Origin of the sequence: Bradyrhizobium sp. BRP20, assembly GCF_020194215.1 — a bacterium.
In the GTDB taxonomy this organism is placed as follows: domain Bacteria; phylum Pseudomonadota; class Alphaproteobacteria; order Rhizobiales; family Xanthobacteraceae; genus Bradyrhizobium; species Bradyrhizobium yuanmingense.
This window is the reverse complement of record NZ_JADYVY010000001.1, coordinates 223,420-250,220: the sequence shown is the minus strand read 5'-3', so window position 1 is coordinate 250,220 and position 26,801 is coordinate 223,420. Positions and strand designations below refer to the sequence as shown.

At 65.2% G+C, this 26,801-nt stretch carries 29 protein-coding genes and 1 tRNA gene; 14 read left to right on the top strand and 16 right to left on the bottom strand.

Features of this window, described 5'->3' with window-relative positions; all coding sequences use genetic code 11:
• Nucleotides 1-55 precede the first annotated feature (55 nt).
• On the top strand, nucleotides 56-1,960 hold the full coding sequence (locus I6F33_RS01210) for a diguanylate cyclase (RefSeq protein WP_036020705.1): 1,905 nt from the start codon (nucleotides 56-58) through the stop codon (nucleotides 1,958-1,960).
• A 29-nt stretch (nucleotides 1,961-1,989) separates the two neighbouring features.
• On the opposite strand, the gene I6F33_RS01205 is transcribed toward I6F33_RS01210, so the two are convergent.
• The 6 genes from I6F33_RS01205 to I6F33_RS01180 all read right to left on the bottom strand — a co-directional run bounded on the left by I6F33_RS01205 (nucleotide 1,990) and on the right by I6F33_RS01180 (nucleotide 9,287).
• Nucleotides 1,990-2,958 carry an ABC transporter ATP-binding protein gene (locus I6F33_RS01205; RefSeq protein WP_225140767.1) on the bottom strand — a complete coding sequence of 323 codons (969 nt, stop codon included), beginning with the start codon at nucleotides 2,956-2,958 and terminating at the stop codon, nucleotides 1,990-1,992.
• On the bottom strand, nucleotides 2,955-3,950 hold the full coding sequence (locus tag I6F33_RS01200) for an ABC transporter ATP-binding protein (protein WP_035996773.1): 996 nt from the start codon (nucleotides 3,948-3,950) through the stop codon (nucleotides 2,955-2,957). Before I6F33_RS01200 ends, I6F33_RS01205 begins: the two co-directional genes overlap by 4 nt.
• Nucleotides 3,950-4,867 (bottom strand): ABC transporter permease, encoded by a 918-nt coding sequence (locus tag I6F33_RS01195; RefSeq protein ID WP_225140766.1) that lies wholly within the window; start codon nucleotides 4,865-4,867, stop codon nucleotides 3,950-3,952. The genes I6F33_RS01200 and I6F33_RS01195 overlap by 1 nt, the downstream gene beginning before the upstream one ends.
• The gene (locus I6F33_RS01190) at nucleotides 4,833-5,792 is read right to left on the bottom strand and encodes an ABC transporter permease (protein WP_225140765.1); all 960 of its coding nucleotides are present in this window, start codon (nucleotides 5,790-5,792) and stop codon (nucleotides 4,833-4,835) included. The genes I6F33_RS01195 and I6F33_RS01190 overlap by 35 nt, the downstream gene beginning before the upstream one ends.
• A gap of 26 nt (nucleotides 5,793-5,818) precedes the next feature.
• Nucleotides 5,819-7,609 (bottom strand): peptide ABC transporter substrate-binding protein, encoded by a 1,791-nt coding sequence (locus I6F33_RS01185; RefSeq protein ID WP_225140764.1) that lies wholly within the window; start codon nucleotides 7,607-7,609, stop codon nucleotides 5,819-5,821.
• A gap of 259 nt (nucleotides 7,610-7,868) precedes the next feature.
• Nucleotides 7,869-9,287 (bottom strand): M20 family metallopeptidase, encoded by a 1,419-nt coding sequence (locus I6F33_RS01180; protein WP_036020686.1) that lies wholly within the window; start codon nucleotides 9,285-9,287, stop codon nucleotides 7,869-7,871.
• Nucleotides 9,288-9,551: 264 nt separating this feature from the next.
• Here I6F33_RS01180 and I6F33_RS01175 point away from each other — a divergent pair, with 264 nt between their 5' ends.
• From I6F33_RS01175 to I6F33_RS01165, 3 genes are all read left to right on the top strand, one after another.
• Complete coding sequence (locus I6F33_RS01175) at nucleotides 9,552-10,523, top strand: S1C family serine protease (protein WP_225140763.1); 972 nt, start codon at nucleotides 9,552-9,554, stop codon at nucleotides 10,521-10,523.
• Nucleotides 10,524-10,549: 26 nt separating this feature from the next.
• Nucleotides 10,550-11,620, top strand: a complete 1,071-nt coding sequence (locus I6F33_RS01170) for a phospholipase (RefSeq protein ID WP_225140762.1) — start codon at nucleotides 10,550-10,552, stop codon at nucleotides 11,618-11,620.
• Nucleotides 11,621-11,700: 80 nt separating this feature from the next.
• Nucleotides 11,701-11,907, top strand: a complete 207-nt coding sequence (locus tag I6F33_RS01165; protein WP_035996755.1) for a hypothetical protein — start codon at nucleotides 11,701-11,703, stop codon at nucleotides 11,905-11,907.
• An 80-nt stretch (nucleotides 11,908-11,987) separates the two neighbouring features.
• Here the strand turns inward: I6F33_RS01165 and I6F33_RS01160 are convergent, their stop codons facing one another.
• The 3 genes from I6F33_RS01160 to I6F33_RS01150 form a co-directional block, all read right to left on the bottom strand.
• Nucleotides 11,988-12,647 carry a DsbA family protein gene (locus tag I6F33_RS01160; RefSeq protein ID WP_035996797.1) on the bottom strand — a complete coding sequence of 220 codons (660 nt, stop codon included), beginning with the start codon at nucleotides 12,645-12,647 and terminating at the stop codon, nucleotides 11,988-11,990.
• Between the two features lie 111 nt (nucleotides 12,648-12,758).
• Nucleotides 12,759-13,202: a PaaI family thioesterase gene (locus I6F33_RS01155; RefSeq protein WP_036020678.1), complete on the bottom strand. Its 444-nt coding sequence runs from the start codon at nucleotides 13,200-13,202 to the stop codon at nucleotides 12,759-12,761.
• Between the two features lie 3 nt (nucleotides 13,203-13,205).
• Nucleotides 13,206-13,634, bottom strand: coding sequence for a thioesterase family protein (locus I6F33_RS01150; RefSeq protein ID WP_225140761.1), 429 nt, complete (start codon nucleotides 13,632-13,634; stop codon nucleotides 13,206-13,208).
• Between the two features lie 107 nt (nucleotides 13,635-13,741).
• On the opposite strand from I6F33_RS01150, the gene I6F33_RS01145 reads away from it, so the two are divergent.
• Complete coding sequence (locus I6F33_RS01145) at nucleotides 13,742-14,290, top strand: TetR/AcrR family transcriptional regulator (protein WP_035996748.1); 549 nt, start codon at nucleotides 13,742-13,744, stop codon at nucleotides 14,288-14,290.
• A gap of 108 nt (nucleotides 14,291-14,398) precedes the next feature.
• Here I6F33_RS01145 and I6F33_RS01140 read toward each other — a convergent pair whose 3' ends face one another.
• Nucleotides 14,399-14,881, bottom strand: a complete 483-nt coding sequence (locus I6F33_RS01140) for a hypothetical protein (RefSeq protein ID WP_225140760.1) — start codon at nucleotides 14,879-14,881, stop codon at nucleotides 14,399-14,401.
• A 201-nt stretch (nucleotides 14,882-15,082) separates the two neighbouring features.
• Here I6F33_RS01140 and I6F33_RS01135 point away from each other — a divergent pair, with 201 nt between their 5' ends.
• The gene (locus I6F33_RS01135) at nucleotides 15,083-15,364 is read left to right on the top strand and encodes a PsiF family protein (RefSeq protein ID WP_035996742.1); all 282 of its coding nucleotides are present in this window, start codon (nucleotides 15,083-15,085) and stop codon (nucleotides 15,362-15,364) included.
• 100 nt (nucleotides 15,365-15,464) lie between these two features.
• Entirely contained in the window at nucleotides 15,465-16,550 is a 1,086-nt protein-coding gene (locus I6F33_RS01130; RefSeq protein WP_225140759.1) for an AbrB family transcriptional regulator, read from the top strand.
• 3 nt (nucleotides 16,551-16,553) lie between these two features.
• On the opposite strand, the gene I6F33_RS01125 is transcribed toward I6F33_RS01130, so the two are convergent.
• Nucleotides 16,554-17,093, bottom strand: a complete 540-nt coding sequence (locus tag I6F33_RS01125; protein ID WP_036020670.1) for a disulfide bond formation protein B — start codon at nucleotides 17,091-17,093, stop codon at nucleotides 16,554-16,556.
• Nucleotides 17,094-17,249: 156 nt separating this feature from the next.
• On the opposite strand from I6F33_RS01125, the gene I6F33_RS01120 reads away from it, so the two are divergent.
• Nucleotides 17,250-17,334, top strand: a tRNA-Leu gene (locus I6F33_RS01120).
• An 89-nt stretch (nucleotides 17,335-17,423) separates the two neighbouring features.
• Here the strand turns inward: I6F33_RS01120 and I6F33_RS01115 are convergent.
• On the bottom strand, nucleotides 17,424-18,308 hold the full coding sequence (locus tag I6F33_RS01115; protein ID WP_225140757.1) for an arginase family protein: 885 nt from the start codon (nucleotides 18,306-18,308) through the stop codon (nucleotides 17,424-17,426).
• 15 nt (nucleotides 18,309-18,323) lie between these two features.
• Nucleotides 18,324-18,701 (bottom strand): VOC family protein, encoded by a 378-nt coding sequence (locus tag I6F33_RS01110; protein ID WP_225140755.1) that lies wholly within the window; start codon nucleotides 18,699-18,701, stop codon nucleotides 18,324-18,326.
• A 142-nt stretch (nucleotides 18,702-18,843) separates the two neighbouring features.
• Here I6F33_RS01110 and I6F33_RS01105 point away from each other — a divergent pair, with 142 nt between their 5' ends.
• The 4 genes from I6F33_RS01105 to I6F33_RS01090 all read left to right on the top strand — a co-directional run bounded on the left by I6F33_RS01105 (nucleotide 18,844) and on the right by I6F33_RS01090 (nucleotide 22,849).
• Nucleotides 18,844-19,710, top strand: coding sequence for an alpha/beta fold hydrolase (locus tag I6F33_RS01105; protein WP_225140753.1), 867 nt, complete (start codon nucleotides 18,844-18,846; stop codon nucleotides 19,708-19,710).
• Nucleotides 19,711-19,847: 137 nt separating this feature from the next.
• Complete coding sequence (locus tag I6F33_RS01100) at nucleotides 19,848-20,075, top strand: hypothetical protein (protein WP_036020661.1); 228 nt, start codon at nucleotides 19,848-19,850, stop codon at nucleotides 20,073-20,075.
• 159 nt (nucleotides 20,076-20,234) lie between these two features.
• Nucleotides 20,235-20,918 carry a response regulator transcription factor gene (locus I6F33_RS01095; protein WP_036020692.1) on the top strand — a complete coding sequence of 228 codons (684 nt, stop codon included), beginning with the start codon at nucleotides 20,235-20,237 and terminating at the stop codon, nucleotides 20,916-20,918.
• Nucleotides 20,915-22,849 carry a sensor histidine kinase gene (locus tag I6F33_RS01090; protein ID WP_035996724.1) on the top strand — a complete coding sequence of 645 codons (1,935 nt, stop codon included), beginning with the start codon at nucleotides 20,915-20,917 and terminating at the stop codon, nucleotides 22,847-22,849. The genes I6F33_RS01095 and I6F33_RS01090 overlap by 4 nt, the downstream gene beginning before the upstream one ends.
• A gap of 135 nt (nucleotides 22,850-22,984) precedes the next feature.
• Here the strand turns inward: I6F33_RS01090 and I6F33_RS01085 are convergent, their stop codons facing one another.
• Nucleotides 22,985-23,269, bottom strand: a complete 285-nt coding sequence (locus I6F33_RS01085; protein WP_036020657.1) for a hypothetical protein — start codon at nucleotides 23,267-23,269, stop codon at nucleotides 22,985-22,987.
• Between the two features lie 234 nt (nucleotides 23,270-23,503).
• Between I6F33_RS01085 and I6F33_RS01080 the strand changes: the two genes are divergently transcribed.
• Entirely contained in the window at nucleotides 23,504-23,728 is a 225-nt protein-coding gene (locus I6F33_RS01080; RefSeq protein ID WP_036020653.1) for a hypothetical protein, read from the top strand.
• 80 nt (nucleotides 23,729-23,808) lie between these two features.
• Here I6F33_RS01080 and I6F33_RS01075 read toward each other — a convergent pair whose 3' ends face one another.
• Both I6F33_RS01075 and mddA read right to left on the bottom strand, forming a co-directional pair.
• Nucleotides 23,809-24,231: a GFA family protein gene (locus I6F33_RS01075; RefSeq protein WP_225140752.1), complete on the bottom strand. Its 423-nt coding sequence runs from the start codon at nucleotides 24,229-24,231 to the stop codon at nucleotides 23,809-23,811.
• A gap of 88 nt (nucleotides 24,232-24,319) precedes the next feature.
• Nucleotides 24,320-25,108, bottom strand: a complete 789-nt coding sequence (gene mddA / locus I6F33_RS01070) for a methanethiol S-methyltransferase (RefSeq protein WP_225140750.1) — start codon at nucleotides 25,106-25,108, stop codon at nucleotides 24,320-24,322.
• Between the two features lie 133 nt (nucleotides 25,109-25,241).
• Here mddA and I6F33_RS01065 point away from each other — a divergent pair, with 133 nt between their 5' ends.
• The gene (locus I6F33_RS01065) at nucleotides 25,242-26,789 is read left to right on the top strand and encodes a winged helix-turn-helix domain-containing tetratricopeptide repeat protein (protein WP_225140748.1); all 1,548 of its coding nucleotides are present in this window, start codon (nucleotides 25,242-25,244) and stop codon (nucleotides 26,787-26,789) included.
• Nucleotides 26,790-26,801 lie beyond the last annotated feature (12 nt).

Below are 26,801 nucleotides of genomic sequence, written 5' to 3'. Positions count from 1 at the left end.
GCAACAAGCCGTTAAGGCGAAAGTGAGAGGTTTGCTCCGATTTGGAGCAAGCCTGATGGTCACAAGCCGCGAACTCGGCAAGACGCGCCTTCCGCTCTGGGCGGCCGGATTCGTCGTGCTGACTTGCGTGGCTATCCTCGGCCTGAGTGCGTGGCGCGAATGGGAGGCGCGCAACGCCGATCTGAGGAACGCCGAAATCGACGTCACCAACCTCGCTCAGTCGCTGATCCAGCACGCGGACGACACGTTCGAGCTTGCCGATACGATTCTCGTCGGGCTGGTCCACCGGCTCGAGATCGACGGGATGGGCCCGGACACGATCATGAAGCTCCAGGCCTATCTGCCCACCCGCAAATCATCGGAACGCATCCGCGGCATCTTCATCTATGATGCGACCGGCCGCTGGCTCGCCACGACGGAGCACCTCGATTTCTCCAAGCTCAACAACAGCGACCGTGAATATTTCCAACGCCATCGCGATTCTACGGACACGGGCACGCTGATCGGGCGACCCGTCAAGAGCCGCTCCGGCGGTCAGTGGATCGTCACCGCATCCCGCCGGATCAACGATTCCGACGGCGGCTTCGCCGGCGTCGCCCTGCTCACGATCGACGTCAGCTATTTCGTCAAATTCTACGAGCGGTTCGACATCGGGCCGAACGGCTCGGCATCTCTGCTCAACGACAGCGGCATCATGCTGGCGCGCAGCCGTGACGAGAGCGGCGCCTTCGTCGGACGCGACCTGTCCGATGCGCCCTTGTTCAGAAGCTGGAAAAGCCGCCCCGCCGCAGCGGTCTATTACTTCAAATCGCCGCTCGATGGCGCGGAGCGGCTGAGCTACTACCAGCGCAGCAGCCGCTATCCCCTGATGGTGCTGGCGAGCAAGTCGCAGGCCGACGTGCTCGCCCCCTGGCGACGCGCGGCAGCAGCACGCATGAGCTTCGTCCTCGGACTCGTCCTCTTGATCGCGGTGATCGGCTACTATCTGGTCCGTCAGTTGCTGCAGCGGCAGCGCACGGCACAGGCCCTGGTCGCCAAGGAAGCCAATTTCCGCCTGCTGGCCGAGCAATCCAGCGACATGGTGACCCGCATCGGGCTGGATAACCGGTTGCTCTACGTCTCTCCCGCCTGCGCGCGCATCACCGGCTGGTCGGCCGAAGAACTGATGGGCACCTCGGCCCTGGCCGGCATTCACGCCGACGACATGGAACGAGTTGAGCAGGCCATCGCCGCGCTGAAGAATGGCGAGGCGGAGGAAGCGCGGTTCGTCTATCGGCAGCGTCATCGCGACAAAGGCGAGATCTGGGCCGAGGCGGCGCTACACGTCACCGTGGCGTCCGACAGCGGCGTGATCGACGGCGTCGTCGCGGTCGTGCGCGACATGACCGAGCAGAAGGATCTTCAGGACAGGCTCGCCTCGCTGGCAATCACTGACGGTCTCACCGGCCTCGCCAATCGTCGCGCCTTCGACGACCACCTTGCCGACGAATGGGCGCGGGCTCGGCGCGACGGAACCCAGCTCTCGCTGCTACTGATCGATGTCGATCATTTCAAGAAATTCAACGATCTCTATGGGCATCTGGCGGGCGACGCCTGCCTGCGCGCGCTGGCCCGGATTTTATCCGCCCAGGCCAGGCGTCCGGCCGACCTCGCGGCGCGCTATGGCGGCGAGGAATTCGCCGTGCTGCTGCCGAACACCGGTCCTGAAGGCTGCGCCGAGGTCGGCGAAGCGATTCGCCAGGCGCTGCTCGATCTCGCCATGCTGCACGCGCAAAATCCGCCTTCGCGGCTGGTGACTGCGAGCATCGGCGGCGCCGCGGCTCTTCCGTCCCAGACCGCGATGGACTCTAGTACGCTGGTCGCCGCCGCCGACCGTGCGCTCTACGTCGCCAAGGAGAGCGGCCGAGACCGGCTGGTGATGTCGGGCCAGGTGATAGCATGGCCCGCGAAAAGCGCGTGAGCTGATCGGCCGTCTACGGATTCATAGCACTACGCCAGATGGCACGCCACGAAATGGCCGCCCGCGCCCTCCTTCAGCGGCGGCGCGCTTTCCGCGCAGCGTGGCTGGGCGATCGGGCAGCGGGTGTGGAAGTGACACCCGGAGGGCGGCTTCATCGGGCTCGGCACGTCGCCCTTGAGGCGGATGCGCTCGCGCTTGAGTTTTGGATCTGGCACCGGCACCGCCGACAGTAGCGCCCTGGTGTAGGGATGCTGCGGGTTGCGGTAGAGGTCGCTGGCTTTCGCGAGCTCGACGATGCGGCCGAGATACATCACCGCCACGCGGTCGGAGATGTGCTCGACCACCGAGAGATCGTGCGCGACGAACAGATAGGTCAGGTTCAGCTCGGCCTGAAGGTCCTCCAGCAGGTTGATGACCTGGGCCTGGATCGACACGTCGAGCGCGGAGACCGGCTCGTCGCAGACGATCAGCTTCGGCTCGACCGCGAGCGCGCGCGCGATCACGATGCGCTGGCGCTGGCCGCCGGAGAATTCATGCGGATAGCGCCGCATGTGCTCGGCCTTGAGCCCGACCTTGACCAGAAGCCCCGCAACGCGCTCCTCGCGCTCTTTCGAGGAGGAGGCGAGATTGTGGATGGTAAAGGCCTCGCCGAGAATGGCCCCGACCGTCATGCGCGGATTGAGCGAGGCGAACGGATCCTGGAACACCAGCTGCATGTTCCGCCGCATCGCGCGCAGATTGTTGCCGCCGAGCTTGCGTACGTCCTGGCCGTCGAAGGTGACCTCGCCGTCGGTCGGCTCGATCAGGCGCAGCACGCAGCGCCCGGTCGTCGACTTGCCGCAACCGGATTCGCCGACGAGGCCGAGCGTCTCGCCGCGGTTGACCGAGAACGACACGCCGTCGACCGCATAGACGGTGCCGACCTGGCGCGACAAGAGGCCGCCGAGCACCGGGAAATGTTTCTTCAGGCCGCTGACGCGGAGCAAGGGCTCGCTCATGACGCGGCTCCCACGCTGGTATCTCCGAGATGACAGGCCATGCGGTGACCGGGCGCGATCTCGCGCAGCAGCGGCTCCTTCTCGGTGCAGACATTCATGGCGAACTTGCAGCGCGGCGCGAAGCGGCAGCCGGCCGGCGGGTTGATCAGGATCGGCACAGAGCCGCCGATCGCCTCGAGCCGCGTCTTGTGCTCGCTGTCGAGATCGATGCGCGGGATCGAGCGGATCAAGCCTTGCGTATAGGGGTGACGGGGATCGCCGAAGAGATCGTCGACGGGCGCCTCCTCCACCACCTTGCCGGCATACATCACGACGACGCGCTGCGCGGTCTCGGCGACGACGCCCATGGCATGGGTGATCAGCATCACCGCCATGCCGAAGCGGTCCTTCATGTCCTGCAAGAGGTCGAGGATCTGCGCCTGGATGGTGACGTCGAGCGCGGTGGTGGGCTCGTCGGCGATGATCAGCTTCGGCTTGCAGGCGAGCGCCATCGCGATCATCACGCGCTGGCGCATGCCGCCGGAAAACTGATGCGGATAATTGTGCACGCGGCCTTCGGCGTTCGGGATCTGCACCAGTTTCAGCATCTCGATGGTGCGCTCGAGCGCCTGCTTCCTGGTCACCGCTTCGTGCCGCCGCAGGCTCTCTGCGATCTGCTCGCCGATGGTGAGCACCGGATTGAGCGAGGTCATCGGCTCCTGGAAGATGAAGCCGATCTCCTTCGCCCTGATCTCGTCGAGTTGGTTGCTGGTCAGCGGCACCAGATCGCGCCCCTCGAAGATGATCTGGCCCGCCGCGATCCGGCCCGGCGGCATTGCGATCAGCTTCAGGATCGACATCGCGGTCACGGTCTTGCCGCAGCCGGATTCGCCGACGACGCAGAGCGTCTCGCCCTTGTTGATGGAGATGTCGACACCGTCGACGGCCTGGAGGATGCCGTCGTCCGTGGAGAAGTGGGTTTTCAGGCCCTTGATCTCGAGCAGCGGCGCCATCAGATCACCCGTCGCGCATCGAGCGCGTCGCGCAGACCGTCGCCGATGAAGTTGATGGCCACCACCGCGACGAAGATCGCGCCGCCCGGAAACAGCGCCCAGTGCGGGCCGATGTCGAGAAAATCCTTGGCGTCAAACAGCAGCCGGCCCCAGGTCGGGGTATCCGGCGGGAAGCCGAGGCCGAGGAAGGACAGCGTCGATTCCGCGATGATCGCGGCGGCGACGTCGATGGTACCGGCGATGATCACCGGGCCGACCGCATTGGGCAGGATGTGCCGTACCACCTGCCGCACCGGACTGGCACCGAGCGCACGGGCGGCTTCGACGAACTCCTTTTCGCGGAGCGACAAGAACTGGGCACGCACCAGCCGCGCCACCGGCATCCAGCGCAGACCTCCGATCACGAGCACGATCAAGATGAAGATGCCGCCTTCGGGCCCGAACACCTGCTTCAGCCCGTCGCGGAACAGATAGATCAGCAGCAGCAGCAGCGGCAGCTGCGGCAGCGACAGGAACAGGTCGGTGAGCCACATCAATCCGTGTCCGAGCGGGCCGCGCGACATACCGGCGAGCGCGCCGATCACCGTGCCGATGATGACAGCGACCAGCATCGCGGCGAGCCCGACCGCGAGCGAGATGCGGCCGCCATAGATCATGCGCGCCAGAATGTCCTGGCCGAGATCGTCGGTGCCGAAGGGATGGGCGAGCGACGGACCCTGCAGGCCCGCGACGATGTCGATCTCGTTGATCTTCACACGCCACACGAACGGCCCAAGCACGACGGCGAGCACCAGGATGAGGAGCAGGACAGCGCTGACCACCGCGAGCCGGTGGCGGCTGTAACGCCGCCATGCTTCGCGCCAGGGCGAATAGGCGCGCCGCTCAGCGGAGGGAGATGCGAGGGTCAAGCCAGCCATAAAGCACGTCCGCGATGAGATTGAACAGCACCACGAGGCACGCGAAGACGAAGGTGACGGCCATCACCACCGGCGTGTCGTTGGAAAGGATGGAGGAGATCAGCAGCGAGCCGATGCCGGGAATACGGAAGATCTGCTCGGTGACGATGGCGCCGCCGAACACCGCGGGCATCTGCAACGCGATCAGCGTGACCACGGGGATCATGGCGTTGCGCATCACGTGCTTGATGATCACCTTGGTCTGGCCGAGGCCCTTGGCCCGCGCCGTGGTGACGTAGTCGAGCCGGATGACGTCGAGCATCGCCGAGCGCACGAAGCGCGTCATCGACGCCGCCTGGAACAGGCCGAGCACGGCCACCGGCATGATCGCCTGACGGATCATCTCCAGCACCCAGCGGATGCCGGTGGCCTTGATGTCGGTGGTGTAGACGAAAGGCAGCCAGTCCAGCGTGACCGAGAAGATCAGGATGAACAGGATGCCGGTGAAGAAGGTCGGCAGCGAGAAACCGACGAAGGCGAGCGTATTCGCGATCTGGTCGAACAGCGAATACGGCCTGGTCGCGGCATAGACGCCGACCGGAATCGCGATCAGTAGGGCCAGGATCTGCGCCGAGCCGATGACGTAGAGTGTCGCGGGCAGGCGCTGCAGGATCAGCGTGTCGACGTTCATCCGGCTGACGAAGGAGAAGCCCCAGTCGCCGTGCAGCATGGCGTTGAGCCAGTGCAGGTAGCGGAGGTAGATCGGATCGTCGAGACCGAACTTGGCCCGCAGTGCCGCCTGCACTTCGGGCGGCACGTTCGGATTGGTGGCCAGTTCGGAGAACGGATCGCCGGGGGCGAGCGCGAGCACGACGAACAGCACCAGCGAAATCGCCAGCAGGCTCGGAACGGCAATCAGGAGGCGACGCAGGACATACTGACTCATGGGGAAGAAGCCCGTTTAGCCTGCGCTCATGCCTCCCGGTACCAGTCCTGGAGGTTATCGGTCCGATTGGCCCAGCCCGAGAGCGCCGGCCGCAAATTGTTGGAGCAGGCATCCACCAACAGGCGATGCATTACCGGAATGAACACGGTGTCCTGCCACAGCAGGTCGTTGCATTTGATGTAGAGCGCGGCGCGCTTGACCGGATCGATCTCGGTCTCGGCGGCAGCAATGGCGTCGTCATACTCCTTGTTGACATAGCGCGGGAAGTTCTGCCCCTGCCACTTGTTCTCCTTGGTGGCCACATTGGCGGAGATGTAGCGGCGCATGTGCAGGGCCGGATCCGGCTGCGTCATCGGGATCTGGAACTCCTCGATGTCGGCATAGAACTTGGGATAGGTGTCGGGGTTGGCAACGTCCGATGAGAAGAACACCGAGGCGACGACCGATTTCAGCTCCACGTCGATGCCGGCCTTCTGGCAGGCCTGCTTGACGATGGCCTGGGTCTTCTGGCGCGGGCCGTTGGTCGAGGTCTGGTACAGAAGCTTGAATTTCTTGCCGTCCTTCTCGCGGATGCCGTCGGCGCCGACCTTCCAGCCGGCGTCATCGAGCATCTTCGACGCCTTCTCGATGTTGAACTCCCACGAGGTGTTCTTGGAGACGAACTTCTCGGGGCCGTTGAGGTAGTTGGCCGTGGTGCGGCCGGCCCGACCATAGATCGCCTTCTTGACGGAGTCGCGGTCGACGAGCAGGGCGAGCGCCTTGCGCACGTTCGGATCGGAGAAGATCGGGTGCTTGGTCTTCATCGAGGACCGTTCGCCGTCGATCTCAGTGTTCGGATCGGTGAAGTTGATCGCGATGAACTCGATGTCGCCGCCGGTGGCATAGACGGTCTTGCCCTTCCCGCCCTTCTCCAGACGCAGCAGCACGTCGTCTTCGACCTGCATGTTCCAGGCGAAATCGAATTCGCCGGTCTGGATCACCGCGCGGGCCGCCGAGACGGCATCGCCGCCGCCCTTCATCTCGATCGTGTCGAAATGCGGACGGTTGGGCATGTGATAGTCGGGATTGAGCTCGCCGCGGACCACATCGCCCGGCTTGAACTCGACGAACTTGTAGGGACCGGTGCCCACCGGGGCAAGATTGTTCGGCGCCTCGCGGGACTTCGAGCCTTTGTAGTCGGCAAACAGATGCTTGGGGAGAACGCATCCATAAGCGCCGACGAACGCGTTGGCCCAGAACGGCGTCGGGGTCTTGAACAGGATGCGAATCGAAAGATCGCTGACCTTCTCGACCGTGATGTCACCATAGGTGCTGATGCTGACGGCAGCCGTGGCGGGATCGCTGGCGTATTGCCAGGTGAACACGAAGTCGTCGGCAGTCAGCGGCTTGCCATCGTGCCATTTGACTCCCGGCTTGATTTTCCAGACCACCGATTTGGCATCGGCGGCGAGACCGCCGTTTGCAAGCGAGGGAATCTCTGCCGCGAGGATCGGGTTGAGATTGCCGTCGGCGTCCCAGCTGGCGAGCGGTTCGTAGAAAAGCCGCGATCCGTCCTGGTCCTTGGTGCCGGTGGCGAAATGAGGATTGAGCAGCGTCGGCCCCTGCCACCACAGCACCTTGAGAGGGCCGCCGCCCCCGCGCTTGGTCGGCTTGTAGACCGCGGGGCTCTGCGCCATGGCAACGCCGCCGAGCGCGAGGAGCTGGTTGGCGAGGGGAGCGGTGAGACCGACCGCGGCGAGGCGCTTGACGAAGGCGCGGCGGTCCATCCGCCCGTCCTTCACCTGACCGATCATCGAACGCAGCTCTTTGTCCAGCATGGTTGTCCCCCGTCTGGTTCCGACATGGATGCAGGCGGCCGCTCGCGACCGCCGGGTTTGGCTGGCGGTAGATGGCACACCGAATGGGGTGCACGTCAACTGGGACCGTGTGTATGCAAACGGTCTATTGGCTGTCCGTTGGGCAAAATTGCGCTCCGCAGCCCATCCGTTCGGCAATCCAGCATCAAAATCTGCCGGATTGCGCGCTGCACTGCGGAAAATTTGTTCGCTGGATCAGACGAAGTATCGAGGCGAATTCCTACGCCACGGACATGTCGAGCGGCGGCGCGACGTGATCCGGCAACGGACAGACGTAAGGAGTGCGGGCCGTCCGCTTCTGGAGATCCGCCTTGGCAACCTTGATCAGCTCCGGTTCCGTCAACGCCTTGATGCCGAGACCTGCCATCGCCTTGGCGGCCTGCACCATGGCCTTGTGCGCGTGCGGGCTCTTGCCCTGCGCCACCACCTGCCAGGTGTGGAAGGGCGTGCCGATTGCAACCGTCGGTGCGTGCACCTGCACGGTCGGCACCACCCAGCTCACGTCGCCCACATCGGTGGAGCCGACCAGCGGATTGCGCTTGGCATCGAGCGGCACCAGGAAGTCGGCCAGCGGCCGATCGGTCGGCTCCATGCCGATCGCGTAATAGACCGAGGCGATATCCTTGTCGCTCAAGGTCGCACGGATCTGGCCGGCAAAGCTCTTGTCCGCATCGTCGAAATGCGGCGGTCCGAGCTCTTCCATGACCTGATGCAGCGCCTGCTCCAGCGGCGTGTTGGGCAGGATGTTGGAGACCGCGGAGATGATCTTCATCTCGACCTTGGTCTCGGTCATCAACGCCGCGCCTTGCGCGATCTTGGACACACGCTCGACCAACTCGTCCATGCCGGGAAGATCGCGCGCGCGGATCGAATAGCGCACGCGGGCATGGGCCTGCACCACGTTCGGCGCGATGCCGCCGGTGTCGAGCAGGGCATAGTGCACGCGCGCGTCGCTCGGCATGTGCTCGCGCATGTAGTTCACGCCGACATTCATCAATTCCACCGCATCGAGCGCCGAACGGCCGAGATGCGGCGAGGCCGCCGCATGCGAAGTGCGGCCGGTGAAGATGAAATCCGCGCGCGTATTCGCAAGCGAGGGCGTTACCGCCACCTCCCAGAAGCTGTGCGGGTGCCAGGTGATGGCGATGTCGGCGTCCTCGAACGCGCCGGAGCGCACCATGAAGGCCTTGGCCGCGCCGCCTTCCTCCGCCGGACAGCCGTAATAGCGCACGCGGCCGGGCACCTTGTTCTCGGCCAGCCAGTCCTTCACCGCGGTCGCGGCGAGCAGCGCTGCGGAACCGAGCAGGTTGTGACCGCAGCCATGGCCATGGCCGCCGGTCTCGATCGGGCGATGCTCGGCGACACCCGCCTCCTGGCTGAGGCCCGGCAGCGCATCGTACTCGCCCATGAAGGCAATGACCGGACCGCCCTCGCCCCACTCGCCGATCAGCGCAGTCGGGATGCCGGCGACGTTCTCAGTGATGCGGAAGCCCTGATGACGGAGCTCGGCGAGATGCTCGGCGGCGGACCGCGCCTCGGTGTAGCAGACCTCAGGCATGCCCCAGACCCTGTCGCTGAGGTCGATGAAGCGTGCCTTGATCGTGTCGATGCCACGCCAGATGTCGCTGCGGTTGTCCATGCTTGTCGTCCGTGATCCCTTGGTCAAACGAGGCGGCAATGGTTAGCAGCTTCACTGCACGGCGCCTAGCACCGCGCCGGACAGCAGCCATGCGCCGGATCAGATGACGATGTGTTTCCAGGCCTTTCCAAGATTTCACGCGGCGTTCTCCCGAATAGTTGGGAACGAGGCTTTCAAGACGGCCTGCTCCGGCCTAAATTAGGCGTGCTTCGCGCGTCGCTCCGCCAGCCTTGCCGGAGCGATGCTCTCAGCCAGGAGAACTCCATGAGCGCTCTGACCGAATGGAGAGTGCCGCCGGCGAACCAGCCGCGGGCGAGCGACTATGGTTTCGATCTCGACCGCGCACTCGGCTCCGTCGTCGGCCTGCACGCCATCATCCCTCCGGACGCCTTCAGTGCCGAGACGCTGGGCACCGAACGCGCCGGCAACGGCGTCGTGATCGATGAGGGCCTGGTGCTCACGATAGGTTATCTCATCACCGAGGCAGAGTCGGTCTGGCTGCACCGCGCCGACGGACGAGTGGTGGAGGGCCATGCGCTCGGCTTCGATTCCGAGACCGGGTTCGGGCTGGTGCAGGCGCTCGGCCAGCTCGACATTGCGCCGCTGCCGCTCGGTTCGTCGGCGGCGACACGAATCGGCGACCGCGTCGTGGTCGGCGGCGCCGGCGGACGCACGCGTTCGGTCGCGAGCCAGATCGTGGCCAAGCAGGAATTCGCCGGTTACTGGGAATATCTGCTGGACGAGGCCATCTTCACCGCTCCCGCGCATCCGAACTGGGGCGGCACGGCATTGCTCAACGAACGCGGCGAGCTGATCGGCATCGGCTCGCTCCAGCTCGATCGCGAACGTGACGGCGAGGCCGAGCACGTCAACATGATCGTGCCGATCGACCTCCTGAAACCGGTCCTGGAGGACTTGCGCAAGTTCGGCCGTGTCAACAAGCCGGCACGACCCTGGCTCGGACTCTATTCGACCGAGATCGACAACCGCGTGGTGGTGATCGGGATCTCCGCCAATGGCCCGGCCGCCCGCGCCGAGCTCAAGACCGGCGACGTCATTCTCGCCGTGAACGGTGACAGGGTGACGAGCCAGACCGCCTTCTACAAGAAGATGTGGGCGCTCGGCGCCGCTGGCGTCGACGTGCCGCTCACCGTTCATCACGAAGGCGTCACCTTCGACGTCACCGTGACGTCGACCGATCGCTTCAAGCTCCTGAAGGCGCCGAAGCTGCACTGATCCAAAAGGCTTTGAGGAAGCGGGCGATGACCGAGGCCGTGGTGGACGACATCGTGGCCGTGCTGCCGCCGCTGCTCAATGCGCTGGAAGCGCTCGGCTTCTTCCAGCGGCATCTGCATCCACCGGCCTTCGCCTCGGTGATGGATGCGATCGGCACGCCGGACGAGGCGCTGCAGACGGCGCACGCAGCAATCGGGGATTGGCCGGAGCAGTTCGGAGGCTTGCGCGAGCGGCTCGATCGCGCCTGCGGCGAGACGCTCGCTGCCTTTGCCGGCATTCGTGAGGTCGAGCGTGGCCATGGCGATCTCGTCGCGGTGTTCCGCGCGCTGCGCCTTGTCCCGCGCGCGCAGGAGGCGCTCTATCCGCTGGCAGCGCAGTTTCCGCCGGTGAGCAGCTTCTTCCTCAACGCCGCCAATCGCGACAATGCGGATTTGTTGTCGCGGCTCCAAGCCAGCGCGGGCGAAGATACCGGCATCTTCCACGACCACAACGAGCCTGGCAGCCGCGGCGGCTTCTCGGTCTATGTCCCCGAATATTATGCGCCCGAGCGTGCCATGCCGCTGGTGATGGCGCTGCATGGCGGCAGCGGCAACGGACGCGGCTTTCTGTGGAGCTGGCTCCGCGACGCCCGCACTCTCGGGTCGATCCTGGTGGCGCCGACCGCGACCGGCCCGACCTGGGCGCTGATGGGCGACGACACCGACACACCGAACCTCATGCGCATCATCGATACTGTACGCGGCCGCTGGCGCATCGACCCCTCGCGCATGCTGCTGACCGGCATGAGCGACGGCGGCACCTTCTGCTACGTCACCGGCCTCGACGGCGCCTCGCCCTTCACGCATCTCGCCCCGGTTGCGGCGACCTTCCATCCGCTGATGGCGGAGATGGCCGACGCAACGCGCCTGCAAGGCTTGCCGGTCTTCATCACTCACGGCAAGCTCGACTGGATGTTTCCGGTGCAGACCGCACGGCAGACGCAGGCGGCGCTGTCCGCCGCCGGTGCCCAAGTCACCTATCGAGAGATCGACGACCTCAGCCACACCTATCCGCGCGAGATCAATGCGGAGCTGATGGAGTGGCTGAATGGAGAATGAACAACCTCACTTGGATGCGCCGCATAGTCGCGGAACCATCACTCCGGGCCGACGTTATCGCCCGTCACCGGAGGTTCGCCATGCAGACTTTTTTCGGAATGATCCTGGGCGCGTTGCTGCTTGCGGGCGGCGTCTACGTCTATGATTCCATGCAGACGTCGTCAGTCGCCAAAGGCGACATCGCGACCACCAACCGAACGATCGTGAACTGGGACGTCGCCAAGGCCGATTGGGATGCGCTGCGCGATCGCGCGCACAAGGACTGGGTCCGGATCTCGTCGAAGTAATTTCGTCCGATCGACATGAACGAGGCGCCGTCGCAGACCCGCGACGGCGCCTTTGTATTGCGTCCTGAAATATCGCCGGCTCAGTTCATCTTGGCCTTGCGGGCGTCGGCGATGACCTGCTCGAACTCGGTCATGCTGAGCACGCCGGGCACGCGATACTTGCCGACGATGAAGGACGGGGTGCCCTGGAAGCCGAAAGCTTCAGCCTGCTCGTTGTTGCGCTTGAGGATGGCGTCGATGTCCTTGGCGTGGCCGGTGAGATCGCGCTTCAAGCGGTCCATGTCGACCCCGGCAGCCGCGAGCAGCTCGTTGATGCGCGGCTCGGTCAGGCGCGAGCTGACGCCGATCAGGGCGTCATGGGCCTGGTGATACTTGCCCTGGAACTTGGCCGCCAGCGCGCTCCGCGCCGCGGTGACCGAAACCGGCCCGAGGATCGGCCAGTCCTTCATGACCAGCCGCACCTTGCCGTCGTCCTGGACCACCTGGCGCAGCTCGGGCTCGAGCTTGCGGCAATAGGGACAATTGTAGTCGGACCATTCGACGATGGTGATGTTGCCGTCGGGATTGCCTGCGACCGGCGTGTCGGGATCGCGCAGCACCTTGGCTTCGGTCAGCACCTCGTCATCGCCGGTGGCGGCGCGCGCCGAAACGATCCCACCCACGGCGAGAGCGCCCGCTCCGATCAGCGTCAAGGCTGCGCGCCGGCTCGGCCCAAGGCCATTATTCCCAAATCCAGTCATATCGTCCCGTTCCGGTCCCGTCTTGCGGATATACGCCCGCGCCCCGGCCATTGTTACGGGTCATATAGAATGCCGCGGGCGCGATTGCCACGCGAATCGCGTCCGGCTCGACTAAGCCGCCGGCAGCATCGCCATCAAGGTCCCGCTCATCATGGCGATCAGCGTGGTCTTGCCGTCATGCTCGGCGTAGGCCTTTGCCTCGCAGAAGGTCAGCGTGCGGCCGGGCTTGACCACTTCGGCCTTGAAGACGAAACGCTCGCCACGGGCGGGCGCGAGCAGCGTGGTCTTGAATTCGACGGTGAGGATACCGGCCTCCGCCGGCATCAAGCTGAAGGCCGCAACGCCGCAGGCGTTGTCGAGCCCGGCCGTGATGATGCCGGCATGGATGAAACCATTCTGCTGCGTGAGGGCCGGCGCATGCAGCATCGCCAGCTCGACCTCGCCCGGCGCGAGACGGACGATCACGATGCCGAGCGTGCGCATGGCCGGTTGGGCATCGAACATGGCGATGGCCGCCGCGCGATAGCCCGGGTTTTTCGGCTCGAAGGCAGTCATGGCTCACACCTCGGCTGGTTCGGCAAGTTGCTTGAAGGCCGCTTCGCGAATGCAATCGGCGAACGGGGCGGACTTGCGGAGCTGGCGGTCCATGTGCACGCCGGTGATCTCGCACGTCGCCGCGAGCTCGCCGGTCTCCGCATTCGTCATGTCGTGCCGGAAGCGGATCGACTTGTCCCTGATCTCGAGCAGATGGCTGCGGATCTCTACGATGTCGCCGGCGAGCAGCTCGCGCTTGTAGGCGATGTTCTGCTGCACCGCGGCCATGCCGCGGCCGGAGATGCGCAAATAGCTCGGCGTCAGGCCGAGACGAGCGAACAGATTCCAATTGGCCTCGTCGAACTTGCCGACATACCACATGATGTTCATGTGCCCGACATGGTCGCATTGCCACGGATAGACCGTGCCGCGATAGGTCGCCTCCTGCTCCATCGCATTTCCTCCCGCAATTTCGTCCTTGCTCGTTGATACGGTAGCGTATCAAACCCGTGTCACGTTAGCAATACGGCACCGTATCAAGACCGGGTGAGGCTTTCTTCATGAGCGACGGCAAGGGCGACGTCTGGGTCGAGGCTGGGTTTGCCGAGCTCGCCCGCGCGGGGGTGGAGGGCGTGCGGGTCGAGGTGCTCGCCAAGAATCTCGGCGTCACCAAGGGCGGCTTCTACCGGCGCTTCGCCGACCGCGCCGCACTGCTCGAGGCCATGCTCGAAGCCTGGCGCAAGGGCCGCATCGCCGCGATCGCGCAGCAGACGAGCCTCGACGGACAAGCGCCCCGCGAGCGGCTGAAGGCGGTGATCCAGCTTTATTCCGAGCGGCTCAATCCAGAAGGGATGGCGATCGAGCTCGCGATCCGGCAATGGGCCCGATCGGAGGACAACGCCGCGGCGGCGGTGGCGAGCGTCGACGCGGCGCGGCTCAGGCACGTCGGCGACCTCTATCGCGCAACCGGCCTTGCGGCCGAGGAGGCCGACGCGCAGGCCTTTCTGTTCTACTGCTTCATCTTCGGCCAGAGCCTGTTGTTCGTCGAGAGCGGTCCGCGCAAGCGGTCGCAGCTCGTGGCGAAATCTGCGGAGAAGCTGCTCGACTGAGCATGATCCGGACCCCAAGGGCCGGGTGAGCGCAGGTGTTCTGACAAGATCATGCGCGAGAATTCAGGCGAATCGGCCGGAGCCTTGCTCCGGCCTTCGCTGCGAAGCTCAGGCGGCGCCCTTCAGCTTCTTGGTGCATTCGCTGTAATAGCCGCCGCCTTTTTGAATCCATTTCAAGCCGCCGTTGCCGTTGGTGGTCTTGTTGGCATTGTACTGGTCGACACAGGTGTGCAGGCGCGCCTTGCCGGGCGTCTCCTTGGCATATTTCGGATCGACCGCGTTTGGGTAGACCGCAGGACCGGCCGGCAGGGCCGGCGCGGCGGCGGGTGCCTCTTCCTTCTTGGCCTGCTTCGGCTCCGCGGGAGCTGTGGGCGCAGCCCCTGTCGGCGCAGCGGCGGGCGTCGCATCGGCACCGCATTGGGCCTTGCGGAAGTCATTCCACTTCATGGTGCCGAGCGAGCCGTCCTTCTTGGCGGCCTGGTACTTCGCGCTGCACTCCTGCGCTGTCAGTGCCTGTGCCGGCGCGCTCGTCAGCAATGCCGCGACACCGGACGCTGCGATCGCATACAAGAATTTCGTCTGAATGGTCATCCCTGGGTCTCCTGCTTGATCTTCCCCGACGGAAGTGAATTGCGGATTGCTATCCTAGCGTGTTAGCCGCTTGCGACAAGGATGCGATGAGTTGCGCCGGCAAAATATAGTGATCCTGCCGCTCGACTTCATTCATGTCGCGTTCAGCAACGCGAGCCAACGTTTCAGCCCTTCGCAATTCTCGCAAGCAGAGTGCACCACATGACCTTCACGTCCCGCCTCGCCGCCGTTGCTCTCGCCTCCCTGCTCGTCACCGGCACCGCTTTCGCGCAGACCGCCGCGCCGGCCGCCAAGACCGACACTGCCGCCACTGTTGACGACAAGAGGGCAACGAAGGAGCGATCGGCGGAATCGCTGGAATGCTCCAGGCAGGCAGACGCGAAGGGATTGAAGGGGAAGGAGCGCAAGAAATTCCGTCGCGAATGCAAAAAGGAGGCGAAGGCCGGCAGCGCAGCCGCCGCTCCCGCAGCCGACAAGAAATAACCCCGTCACGATTCCTTCCGAGCCTCCGCGGAAGGCCTCGCGCATTGCGGCATGACGAGCCTGCAATTGTGCGCCTCGCGCTGATTTGCGATAAGGTGGCGTGAAGCACATCACCGCCTCCCTGTCGTTCGAATGGCCGAGCCGTGCCACGATCCTGAGCACGGTGGAGACGCTCGTCATCGGCACCGCCGGCGGCCTTGTGTTTCTGCTCGCCGGCCTTCCCGGCGGGCTGATCTCCGGCTCGATGATCGCGGTCGGGATCGCCGCGATCGCCGGCCGCCAGCTGACCTTGCCGCCGATTTTGACCCAGACCGTGCTGGTGCTGCTCGGCATCTCGCTGGGCTCGGTCGTCTCGCGCCATTTGCTTCAGCAGGTCAGCGCCTACCCCGTCACCATCGGCCTGCTTGCGCTCGCCACGTTCTGCTCCACGTTCGGGTCGAGCTATTACCTCCAGCGCATGCATGGCTGGGACCGCACCTCCGCTTTCCTGGCCGGCAGTCCCGGCGCGCTGTCGCAGATCACGATCCTGGCGGTCGAGCGCGGCGCCGACCTGCCGGGCATTGCGGTGGTGCAGACCATGCGCGTCATGATCCTGACCGCCGCGCTGCCGATGGTGCTGGCGATTGCAGGCGTCACGCCCTCCGCTGCACAGTCGCTGACAACGACCATCGCCTCGCCGCTCGACCTGCTCGAGCTGGCCGCCGCGTCGCTGGCCGCGGCGCTCGTGTTGCGGCTGATCAGGTTTCCCGCGAGCTGGATGTTCGGCGCGATGATCGCCTCCAGCGTGCTGCATGGTGCCGGATGGGTCGAGGGCGGCCTGCCGGACTGGGTGCGTGGCGTTGCGCTGATCGGAATCGGCGCACTGATCGGCAGCCGTTTCGCGCGGATGCGGATCAAGACGCTCGCCGGCCACCTCCGCGCTGCGCTGGGCTCGTTTGCCGTGGCCATCGCCGTCTCCGCCATCTTCGTTGGCATCGTGGCGCTGACCACCCCGGTGAAATTCTCCGACGTCGTCGTCGCCTTCGCGCCGGGCGCGATGGACGCGATGCTGGCGCTGGCCTTGACGCTGCACATCGACCCGATCTTCGTCGGCGCCCACCACCTGTCGCGTTTCGTCTTCGTGACGATCGCAACGCCGGGCATCGTGCACCTGTTCGGGCGCACGCAGGACGACGTGGATGATTGAGCTTTAGCGCTTCGCGGTCCGCACGAATCCCCACGCGGCGATCGCGGCCATCACGAGGGAGATCAGCACGTTGTAGCCGGCGAGCGAGAGGCCGAGGAAGCGCCATTGTACCTCGTCGCAGCGCACCACCTTCACGGTATCGAGCTTCGACAAGAGATCGGCGGCGCTGCCGAGGTTGACGACCGGACCGGAGCAATCGGTCGGCCCCTTCCAGAACCCCCATTCGACCCCGGAATGGTAGGCGCCGAGGCCGGCATTGGCGAGCGTGGCCAGGGTGAGGATCGCCAGCCCCGCCAGCAGCAGCGGCCGCGGCGCGCCGCTTCGCGCCGCCAGCGCCGTCAGCACACCGAGCGGTATCGCAAGGTAATAGGCGTAGCGCTGCTCCAGGCACAATGGGCAGGGCAGGATCTCCAGGACGAGCTGGAAGAACCAGGCGCCCGCAATCGTGGCTGCGCCGATCAGCGTGACCAGGACCGCGGCGGTCAGCGCGGGGCTCGTGGCGCCCGGCTTGAACGCAGGTATGGCGGCACTCTGGGTGGTCACGGCAGCCTCTTTCGTATCTCTCGCGCGCCCTAAGCCTCTAGCCCCGGCCCATGCGGCTGTCGAGAACGGCCGTATCACTTTGGCGCGGGTTGACCCCGTCCCGTCCATGGCTATAGTCCGCCGGCTTCGCGACGCCGCCTATGGGGCCGACCGAGGGCCCCTGTGGCGGAACTGGTAGACGCGCTCGACTCAAAATCGAGTTCCGCAAGGAGTGCTGGTTCGATTCCGGCCAGGGGCACCACGCTTCGGGCTTCGCGTGGCGGGGCTCGAAGGGCGAAGCGTGTCCGGCGAAGCCTCTTGGCGAAGTCGAACTGGTTCAGCAAACTCGAGCTACGACCCGAGCGTTGCTGCGAGCACATCGGCCAGGCCACGCCCGGCGCTGCCGTCTTCATCCAGGCCCGGATTGTAAATGGTGATCTCCAGGCCGACCGCCTTGCCACTCGCCAAGCCAACCCGGAGCACGGTCGATAGCTCGTCCCACGACAACCCACCCGGCACGCGAAAATCGACAGCCGGCATGATGGCATCGTCGAGACAATCGGCGTCGAGATGGATGAAGAAGCCATCCAGCTCGGCTCGCGTGAGGTAATCGACGGCTTCGCGTGCAGCGGCCTCGATGCCCCGCGCCCGCACAGCAGGAAGATCAAGCACCTTGAGCTCTTCGGGAAGCGGCTGGCTTCCATATTCCGCCTGATCCTGGTGATCGCGATATCCAAACGCCACAATGTCTTCAGGGCGGACCAGAGGACCGTGACCTTCGATGTCGGCCAGGAGGGACGGGCCGTAGCCGGAAACGAAGGCAAGGTCCATCGAGGCGCCCTCACCATTGGGCTCCGCCTCGGGCTGGAAAAAATCGGCGTGGCCGTCGATGAACAACAGGCCGTAGCGGCCGCGCCGTCGAAGCGCGAGCATCGAGCCCAGCAAGATCGTGCAATCGCCGCCCAGCACCAGCGGAAACTCGCCCGCGATAAGCACCGCTTCCACCGCGTCGGCGAGCTGGGGCGACCACGCCGCTATTGCGCCGGCGTTCAAGGTGCCGGTCTCGGGATCCGGCGCCGGATCTTTCGGAGGCACCACCAGCCGCCCGGCGCGCCGCGCGCCGATGCGCTCCGCAAGTCCAAGCTTCAGCAGCTGTTCGGGCAAGCGCTCCACGCCGTCGGTCGCAAGGCCGAGCGTCGAAGGAGCTTCGATAATTGCATAGGGCATGGTCGGCATGGCGCTCGCTCGCGACTATTGTGCCGAGTAGGTCACGGCCTCGATCTTGTGACCGTCTGGATCGCGGACAAACGCCCCATAATAGTTGAGGTCGTAACTCGGCCGCAGCCCGGGAGCGCCAGCGTCGCTGCCACCATGCTTCAATGCGGCAGCGTAGAAGCGATCGACCATCGCGCGGTTCTCGACGGCAAAGGCGATGTGGCTGCCGTTACCCACGGTCGCGGGCTTTCCATCGATCGGAACTTGAACGCTGAAGTGAAACGTCCCGCTTCCGTAGCCCAGTCCACCCTCGTCCTCGGCCATCGGCGTGATCCCGACGATGGGCAAGACGGCATCGTAGAAGCGCTTCGCACGCTGAACATCGTTCGTACCGACCGAGACATGGTGGATCACAACGACCTCCCGTTCCGATGTTGCTTCGTAACGGTAAGCTTCCGGTCGTTGTTCCGCAGAGCCGCCTGCGGTTCTACCCACCACGAAGCAGATGCTGGGAACCCCGCCCCCGAAGTTGCTTTATCTACAAAGGAAGCAAGACATGGACACACGCGTCAGACATTGCAGGGTCCGGATCGGATCCGTGGATACCTTCTACCGAGAAGCCGGTCCTGAACGCGCGCCCGTCGTTCTGCTGCCGCACGGCTATCCCTGTTCATCCTACGAATTCCGCAATCTGATGCCGCGACTGGCCGATAATTGGCGGCTGATTGCTCCCGACTATCCCGGGTTCGGCTATAGCGGGACATCTGATGACTTCGACTACAGCTTCGACGGCTATGCCGCGTGGCTCGACCAGTTCGTGAAGCAGCTGAAGATCGAACGCTTCGTGATCTACCTTCATGATTTTGGCTCACCGATCGGAGCGAGGCTGGCGATCATGCGGCCTGAGAGGGTGGTGGCCCAGATCATTCAAAACGGCGACATACCTTACGAAGATGCGCTTGGCCCGGCATACGCTGACATCGAGAAGTTCTGGTCACTGCCCGATCAGGAGATGCGTGCGGCGATGAGGGAAGCAGTTACGGAGGAAAATTTCCGCGACGAGTTCCTGAATGACGTGCGTGCGGATCTGGCTGGGCTCATCGCGCCGGACCTTTGGCGATTGCACTGGTCGCTGATGACCGAGCGGCGGAAAGACGCCGCCGCAGACGTTCTGTTTGGCCTCAAGGCGAACCGCCAATGGTTTCCCGAGCACCGCCGATATCTTCAGCAGCACAAGCCGCCAACATTGATCCTGTGGGGGCCGCAGGACCATTACATGCCTGAGGAGTCAGGGCGGGCCTATCTCCGCGACCTGCCGGATGCCGAACTGCATCTCCTGGATGGCGGCCATTGGCTGCTCGAAACCAACCTCGATGAGGTTGTCGCGCTGACGCGATCATTTCTCGAACGGATCGAACCTTAACGGGCAACGACAGCGCTTTTGTCGCCAACCGGCACCGGCGCGGGCGGCAAGCTTCCCCGATCGTCCCGGGGCGTTCGACTTCCCCCAGATATTCCCTATATCGTGCGGCAACGATCTTGACGCAGCGGACCGCTTCGATGGCCAGGAGACGCACGACGGACACGGACGACCTTCCCCGCTATTTCGTCTGGGTCCGGGGGCTCGAAGGGCCCGAGCCGCAGAAATGGACGGCGATGGATTTCGGCGTCGGCGATTGGAAGCGGCCGCTCGTGCTGGCCTATCTGGAGCTGCCGGAAGACGAACGGCCGCTGTCGCTATCGGTCCTGGCGCGGCGATATCCGCCGCCGCGGGTTGATCTTTCGTAAGCTGGATTGGCGGCGGCACTCCGTCGCGCGGCAACGTTGGGTCGGCACATGGCAGTCCCGTGACTTTCCCGCCCCCATGATTATGGGTGTCACGGCCTTCGGGCTGCGGTTAGACTTGCCTCGCGCCGCGGGGGACACGCGGATCGCGGGACCATGATCATGACCGAACAGGGCGAGACGGGTGAAGCCATCACCATCCTCCTCGTCGAGGACGATGCGCCGACCTGCTGGCGGCTCCAGGATGCGCTGGCCAAGGCCGGTTACGAGGTGCGCAGCGCAGGGACGCTCGCGGAGGCGCGGCAGGCCCTCGCCGCCGGCGCGCCGCGCGTGCTGCTGACCGATCTGCGGCTGCCCGACGGCCACGGCGTCGAGCTGATCCGCGAGATGCGGCAGCGCTTCCCCGACACCGAAATCATGGTGATTTCCGCGCTCGGCGACGAGGAGAGCGTGATCTCCGCGATCACGGTCGGCGCCACCGGCTATCTGCTCAAGGACGCCTTCCCCACCGACATCGCCACCACGGTGCGCGATCTGGTCGCGGGACATTCGCCGATCTCGGCCTCGATCGCCCGCTTCATCGTGCGCAGGACGCAAGGTGCCGCGCAGAATTCGGCGGAGCCGCCGCCCGGTCCCGCGCTCAACACGGCAAGGCTCACCCCGCGCGAGATCGACATCCTGTGGGGCATCGCCAAAGGCTTCAGCTATGCCGAGATCGCGAGCCATCTCGGCCTGTCCAAGCAGACCGTGCCTGGGCATATCAAGAACATCTATCGCAAGCTCGAGGTGCATACGCGCAGCGAGGCGGTGTTCGAGGCGGTGCAGCAGGGCCTGATCAAGCTGTGAGCGAGATCGCGGCCAAAGCACCTACGAAGGCACCGACACGCCCGCGGCGCCGGCTAATCGCCTCGCGCCTCGTGCCCTATCTGCTGCTTCAGGCGCTGATCGTGATCGTCACGATCCTGGGGATTCGGTTGCTGCAGCCGAGCGATCCCGACGACTACGCGGTGGACGATTTCTCGGCGCGGGAGGACGGTCTGACGCGCCCGGTGACGCTGCCGCATTTCACCTCGTCGCGCTATTCGCTGGCCGACCCGCCGATCTACGCCGGCACCTTCACGTTCCGGAGCGGCGATGCGGCCTCGGGCTGGTCGGTGTTCCTGCCGCGCTTCAGCAACGCGGTGGAGGTCGCCGTCAACGGCGTCGTCGTGCTCGACTCCCGACGCGACACCAACGCCAACCGGCCCGACCGCAACACGCCGCAGATCGCAGCCATCCCCGCGTCGCTGCTGCGCGAGGGCGGAAACGAGATCACGGTGCGGCTGTTCGTATGGGGCCCGCTCAAGGGCTTCCTCGACACCGTCTATGTCGGGCCGGATGCCGCCTTGCGCCCGGCCTATGAGACACGCACGCTGCTGTTCGTCACGCTGCCTGTGGTGTTTTCCGCCTGGCAGGCGATCCTTGCCGTCATCCTCGCGATCATGTGGCTGATGCGGCGTCACGAGCCGGTCTATGGCGTACTGGCGACGGCGATGGTGCTCGGCGTGGTGCAGGCATTCGCGCCGCCGCCGGTGCCGCCGGCCACGGTATCGCACCTGGCCGCGGTGCTGCTGGCCTCTGCACCGATCGAGAGCGCGCTGATCGTCGTGTTCGGCGTGCTGTTCTTCGGCTGGCGCTGGCCGCGCTACGGCACGCTGCTGTTCGTGCCCGGCGTCCTCGTGTTCGTGGTCGGGCTGATCGGGGGCCCGCCGCTGCCGCGCATCCTGTTCCTGGTGCTCGGCATTCCCACCGTCGGGCTCTGCCTGTTCCTGATGGCCTGCGTCACCGCAACCGCGGTGGTGCGGCGGCAGGACGCGGCGAGCTTCACGATCGGCTGCGCGGTGACCATCGTGTTGGTCTGCTGGGTCCAGGACATGCTCACAGTGCTCGACATCGTGAGCAACGATCGCATCTTCGTCTCGCGCCTGTCCTATTCGGCGATGCTGGTCGCGATCGGCGCCGGGCTGACCTGGCGCTTTGCCCGCGCCTTGAACCAGGTCGACAGCTTTGCCGGCCAGTTGGTGACGCGGGTGCGGGAGGCCGAGGAGCGGCTGAAGGCGAGCTTTGCCCGCGAGGAGGAGCGCGCCCGCGCGGCGGCGCTCGCCAACGAGCGCACGCGCCTGATGCGAGACCTGCACGACGGCCTTGGCGGCCAGCTCGTAAGCATCGTCGCGCTGTCCGAGCGCGGCAGCGCGAGCGCGAGCATCACGGACGCCGCCCGCGCGGCGCTGAAGGATCTCCGTCTTGTGATCGATTCCATGGACGACATCGGCGGCGACCTGATGCTGGCGCTCGGCTCCTGGCGCGAGCGCGCCACGGCCCAATTGCGGCCGCACGACATCACGCTCGACTGGCGCGTGGCGACGCCGCAGGGCCTGCCGCTGCATCCCGAGCTCAGGCCATGGCACGTCGTCCAGATCGTGCGCATCCTCGACGAAGCCGTGACCAATGCGGTCAAGCACGCGCAGGCCCGCCGCATCGCGGTAACCATCGATACGTTCGACGCGGGCCAGGGGCCGTACGGCGTGATCAGCGTGACTGACGACGGAGGCGGCTTTGCGCTGGCCGGCAATGGCGAGGCCGCGGGGGCCGGCCAGACCGCGCGCGGCCTGCGCAACATGAAAAGCCGCGCCGCGCGCTGCGGCGCGGTGCTCGACCTGACGTCTGATTCCTCCGGCACGCGCGTGCGGCTGAAATTGCCGCAACGTTTTCCCGACAGCGACATGGCCGCGGGCTGAAAGGGCCCCCTCCCCGAACGTGTGGGGCGCACGGAGAGAGGGGACGGGCCGGGTAAAATTGCCTGCGGAGGACGGGGGGTTCGTCCGCAGGCCCCTTGGCCCGAAGCGATGCATCAATTCAATGAAGCGGAAATATCAGCGCACGCCGACGCGATTGACCGGGCCGCCGCGATTCATCGGCGTGCCGGCACGCACACCGACACCGGGCGCGCCGACACCGGGGGTCGCGACGGCAGCCCGCGCGACCGGCGCTCCCACCACCACGGCGCCAGTCGGCCGCACCACGCAGCCCTTGGGCACGCCAACGGTCTTGCAATAGACCACGGCCTGCGCCGGGCTCGTGCCCAGCGACACCGTCGCCGCGCCCGCCAGCGCCATGACCGTCAGCCCTGCGCCCAGCGCTCCAGCTCTCTTCGACATCTTGCTCTCCTGGTTCCGTTCGGCGTCCCGACGCAATCACCGGGTCTCGCAGCCGAGGTGCAGCCTGAATGACAAAAGTCGGCGCGCGGATACATGCCATGAAGATGGGGGTACCGCGGCCGGGAGGACTGGCCGCTGCCATGAACATGGCATGGACCGGCGCCCGGCCTTTGCGGAATGGTCCGGCCCGATTGATCCCGGTCGGGACCAACGAGAATTCCAAAGAGGTGCTCTATGAAGATTTCGGTTCTTGCCGCGCTGCTGCTCGCAGCTGCCGCCCTGCCTGCTGCCGCACAGTCCGGTCCATCTGTGCAGGAGCAAATGGCCTGCCGCGGCGACGCCAGCAAATTCTGCGCCGAGCATATCGGCAAGCCGCCGCAGATGAACGCCTGCCTGCGCGAGAACAAGTCGAAGCTGTCCGATTCCTGCCGCAAGGTGGTCGAATCGCGCGGAGGCTAGTCGTTCATCCTTCTCTCTTGGAAGAAGACAGAGAGGGCGGCGCTCTGCCGCCCTCTCGAAAAAATGCCAAAGGCGCGCCGCTATTCCTGCATCATTTCGCCGCTTCCGCCGAACTCGGCGGGAAAATCTTTCAGCTTGGGCAGGCCATCGCGCATCGGCAGCACGGTCTCGGCATAGTTGACGTGGACGACGGGCGTGAACGCGAGGGTGGGGATGGTGGCGGCGAAAACGTCGACCAGACCGAGCGGCGGATGGTTGGTCATGAGATGGCCACCGCACTTCCTGCAATATTTGCGCTGGCTGAGCGGCGTCTTGACGAAGGTCTCGACATTCTGAGCGCCTTCGGTGATGCGCACGGCTTCCGGCTTCCACAGGCTGAAGGCGTTGACCGGGCCGCCCGACCACGAGCGGCAGGAGCGGCAATGGCAGTAACCCATCGCCTCCGGCGCGCCCGTGACCTCGACCGTGACCGCGCCGCAGAAGCAGTTTCCGACATGTTTCATTTGGACGTCTCCCTTTTTCCGATGGATCGCTATCGCGCGTCGGCGCCCCGCGCGCCGTTTCGATTGGATGCGCGGGGCTTGGCCTAGACTATACCGACCGGCGCCAGGGAATAAGCATGGAGACGCGTTGCTTGTACTGCCGGTACTCGTCGCCGAAGAGATCGACGAGATCGCTCTCCTCAAGCGCGATGCCGACGAAGATGTAGAGCGTGGTCACGGCCGCGAACAGCAGATGACCCGCGGTCATGACCGGCGCCGCCCAGAACGCGATGATGAAACCGAGATAGATCGGATGGCGGACGAACTTGTAGAGCAGCGGCGTCTTGAAACGCGGCGGCTGCATTTCCTTGCCGACGAGATGATTCGCCACCTGATGCAGGCCGAACAGTTCGAAATGGTTGATGATGAAGGTCGAGGTGAACACCAGCACCCAGCCAGCGAAGGACAACGTGACCAGTGTCACGGCAAGATCAGGGTTCTCGACCTCCCATATGACCGCGGGTAGCGGACGCCACTGCCAGAACAGGAGGAGCAATGACAGGCTCGCGAACAACACGTAGGTCGAGCGCTCGACTGGCTTGGGGACGAACTGCGTCCACCAATCCTTGAATTGCCGGCGTGCCATCACGCTGTGTTGAACCGCGAACAGCGACATCAGCAGCAGATTGATGACGACCGCGCGAACGACGGGCGCTTCGGCACCGGTATCGATGGTCTTGGGCACCATCACCCCCATGACGAAGCCGATCGCGTAGAGAATGGTGACGAAAAACACGAGATACGCCGCAATTCCGTACAGAAAGGCGATGAACCTGAAAATACGAGAGCCCGTAACGTCCGGGCCGAGAGAATGAACCTGATGATCAATTTGGGTCATGAAACACTCCGTTGTGCCGAGGCATCGACACGGTTTGGTCTTCGCACCATGCCGGATCGGACGTCCCGCGGCTTTCGCGGACGATTGATTTTCGCCTGAGACGACTTTGATTTTTGCTTGAGACGACGAGAACGTGCGATTTCGCTTTGAAAACAACGTGCTGGACGGCGACCTCCGGGAGCTCAATTGCGACGGAAAACTCGTCCCGTTGCAGCCGCAGGTGTTCGATCTGCTGCTTTATCTGGTCACGCAACGGGCGCGTGTGGTCAGCAAGGATGACCTGATCAGCCAGGTCTGGAACGACCGCATCGTCTCGGATTCCGCCCTCAACAGCCGGATCAACGCCGCGCGCAAGGCGCTCGGCGACGACGGCGCGAGCCAGCGCCTGATCAAGACCATTCCGCGCAAGGGCTTTCGGTTCGTCGGCGAGGTCCGGGAAGAGGTGGCGGCATCGCCCGCGCGGACCGAAGCCAGGCTCGCTCCCCCGCGCATGGCGGACCGCCCGGCGGTCGCGGTGCTCGCCTTCGAGAACAAGAGCGGGGATCCCGAGCAGGACTATTTCGGCGACGGGATCAGCGAGGACATCCTCACCGCGCTGTCGAAGCAGCGCTGGTTCATGGTGATCGCCCGTAACTCCTCCTTCACCTACAAGGGACGCGCGGTCCATATCAGGCAGATCGCCGAGGAGCTCGGCGTCCGCTACATCGTCGAAGGCAGCGTGCGCAAGACGGACAACCGGGTGCGCATCACCGCGCAGCTCAACGACGCCGTGTCGGGCGGTCATCTCTGGGCCGAGCGCTATGACCGCGAGCTCGTCGACGTCTTCGCCGTGCAGGACGAGATCACCAACGCGATCGCCGCCGCGATCGAGCCGCAGATCCACGCCGCCGAGAATTTCCGCAGCCGTCGGAAGCCGCCGGCGAGCCTCGACGCCTGGGACCTGTTGATGCGCGCGCTGTCGCATTATTGGCGCGTGACCCGGCAGGACCATGCGGCCGCGAAGGCGCTGCTCGCGCGCGCGATCGCGATCGATCCGGATTACGGCCAGGCGTTGTCGGTGCTGGCCGTGAACGACATGTTCGGCGTGCATCTCGGCTGGACCGAGCTGGCCGCGGTTGCGCCGTCCGCGGAAGCCGCCGCGCTCAAAGCGGTACGCTGCGACCATGAGGACGCCTGGGCACATGCCGCGCTCGGCAGCGTCTGCTTCTCGACCCGCAGGCTCCCAGACGCGCTGTCCGAGTTCGAGCAGGCGCTCGCGCTCAATCCGAACTTCTCGCTGGCGCAGGGCTATTACGCGCTGGCACTGTCCTATGCCGGACGCTCGAACGACTCGTTCGAGGCCGCGCAAAAGGCGATCCGGTTGTCGCCGCGCGATCCGTCATTGGCGATCTATCACGGTATCGCCGCCTATGCGCGCTTCACCGAACGGCACTATGGCGAGGCCATCGCGCTGGCGCGCGAGGCGATCCGCCACCGCGGCGATCTTACCGGCGCATACCGCGTGCTCGCCGTCTCCGCCGGCATGACTGGCGATGGCACGCTTGCGGAAATGGCACTCGGAGAGCTCCGCCGCACCCAGCCGGGCATCTCGCTGCACTGGATCGCGACGCAGCTACCGTGGGCCAATGAGCGAGATCGCGAACACTATCTGGAGGGATTCCGCCGCGCCGGGTTGCAGTGAGGCGTCTTAGCC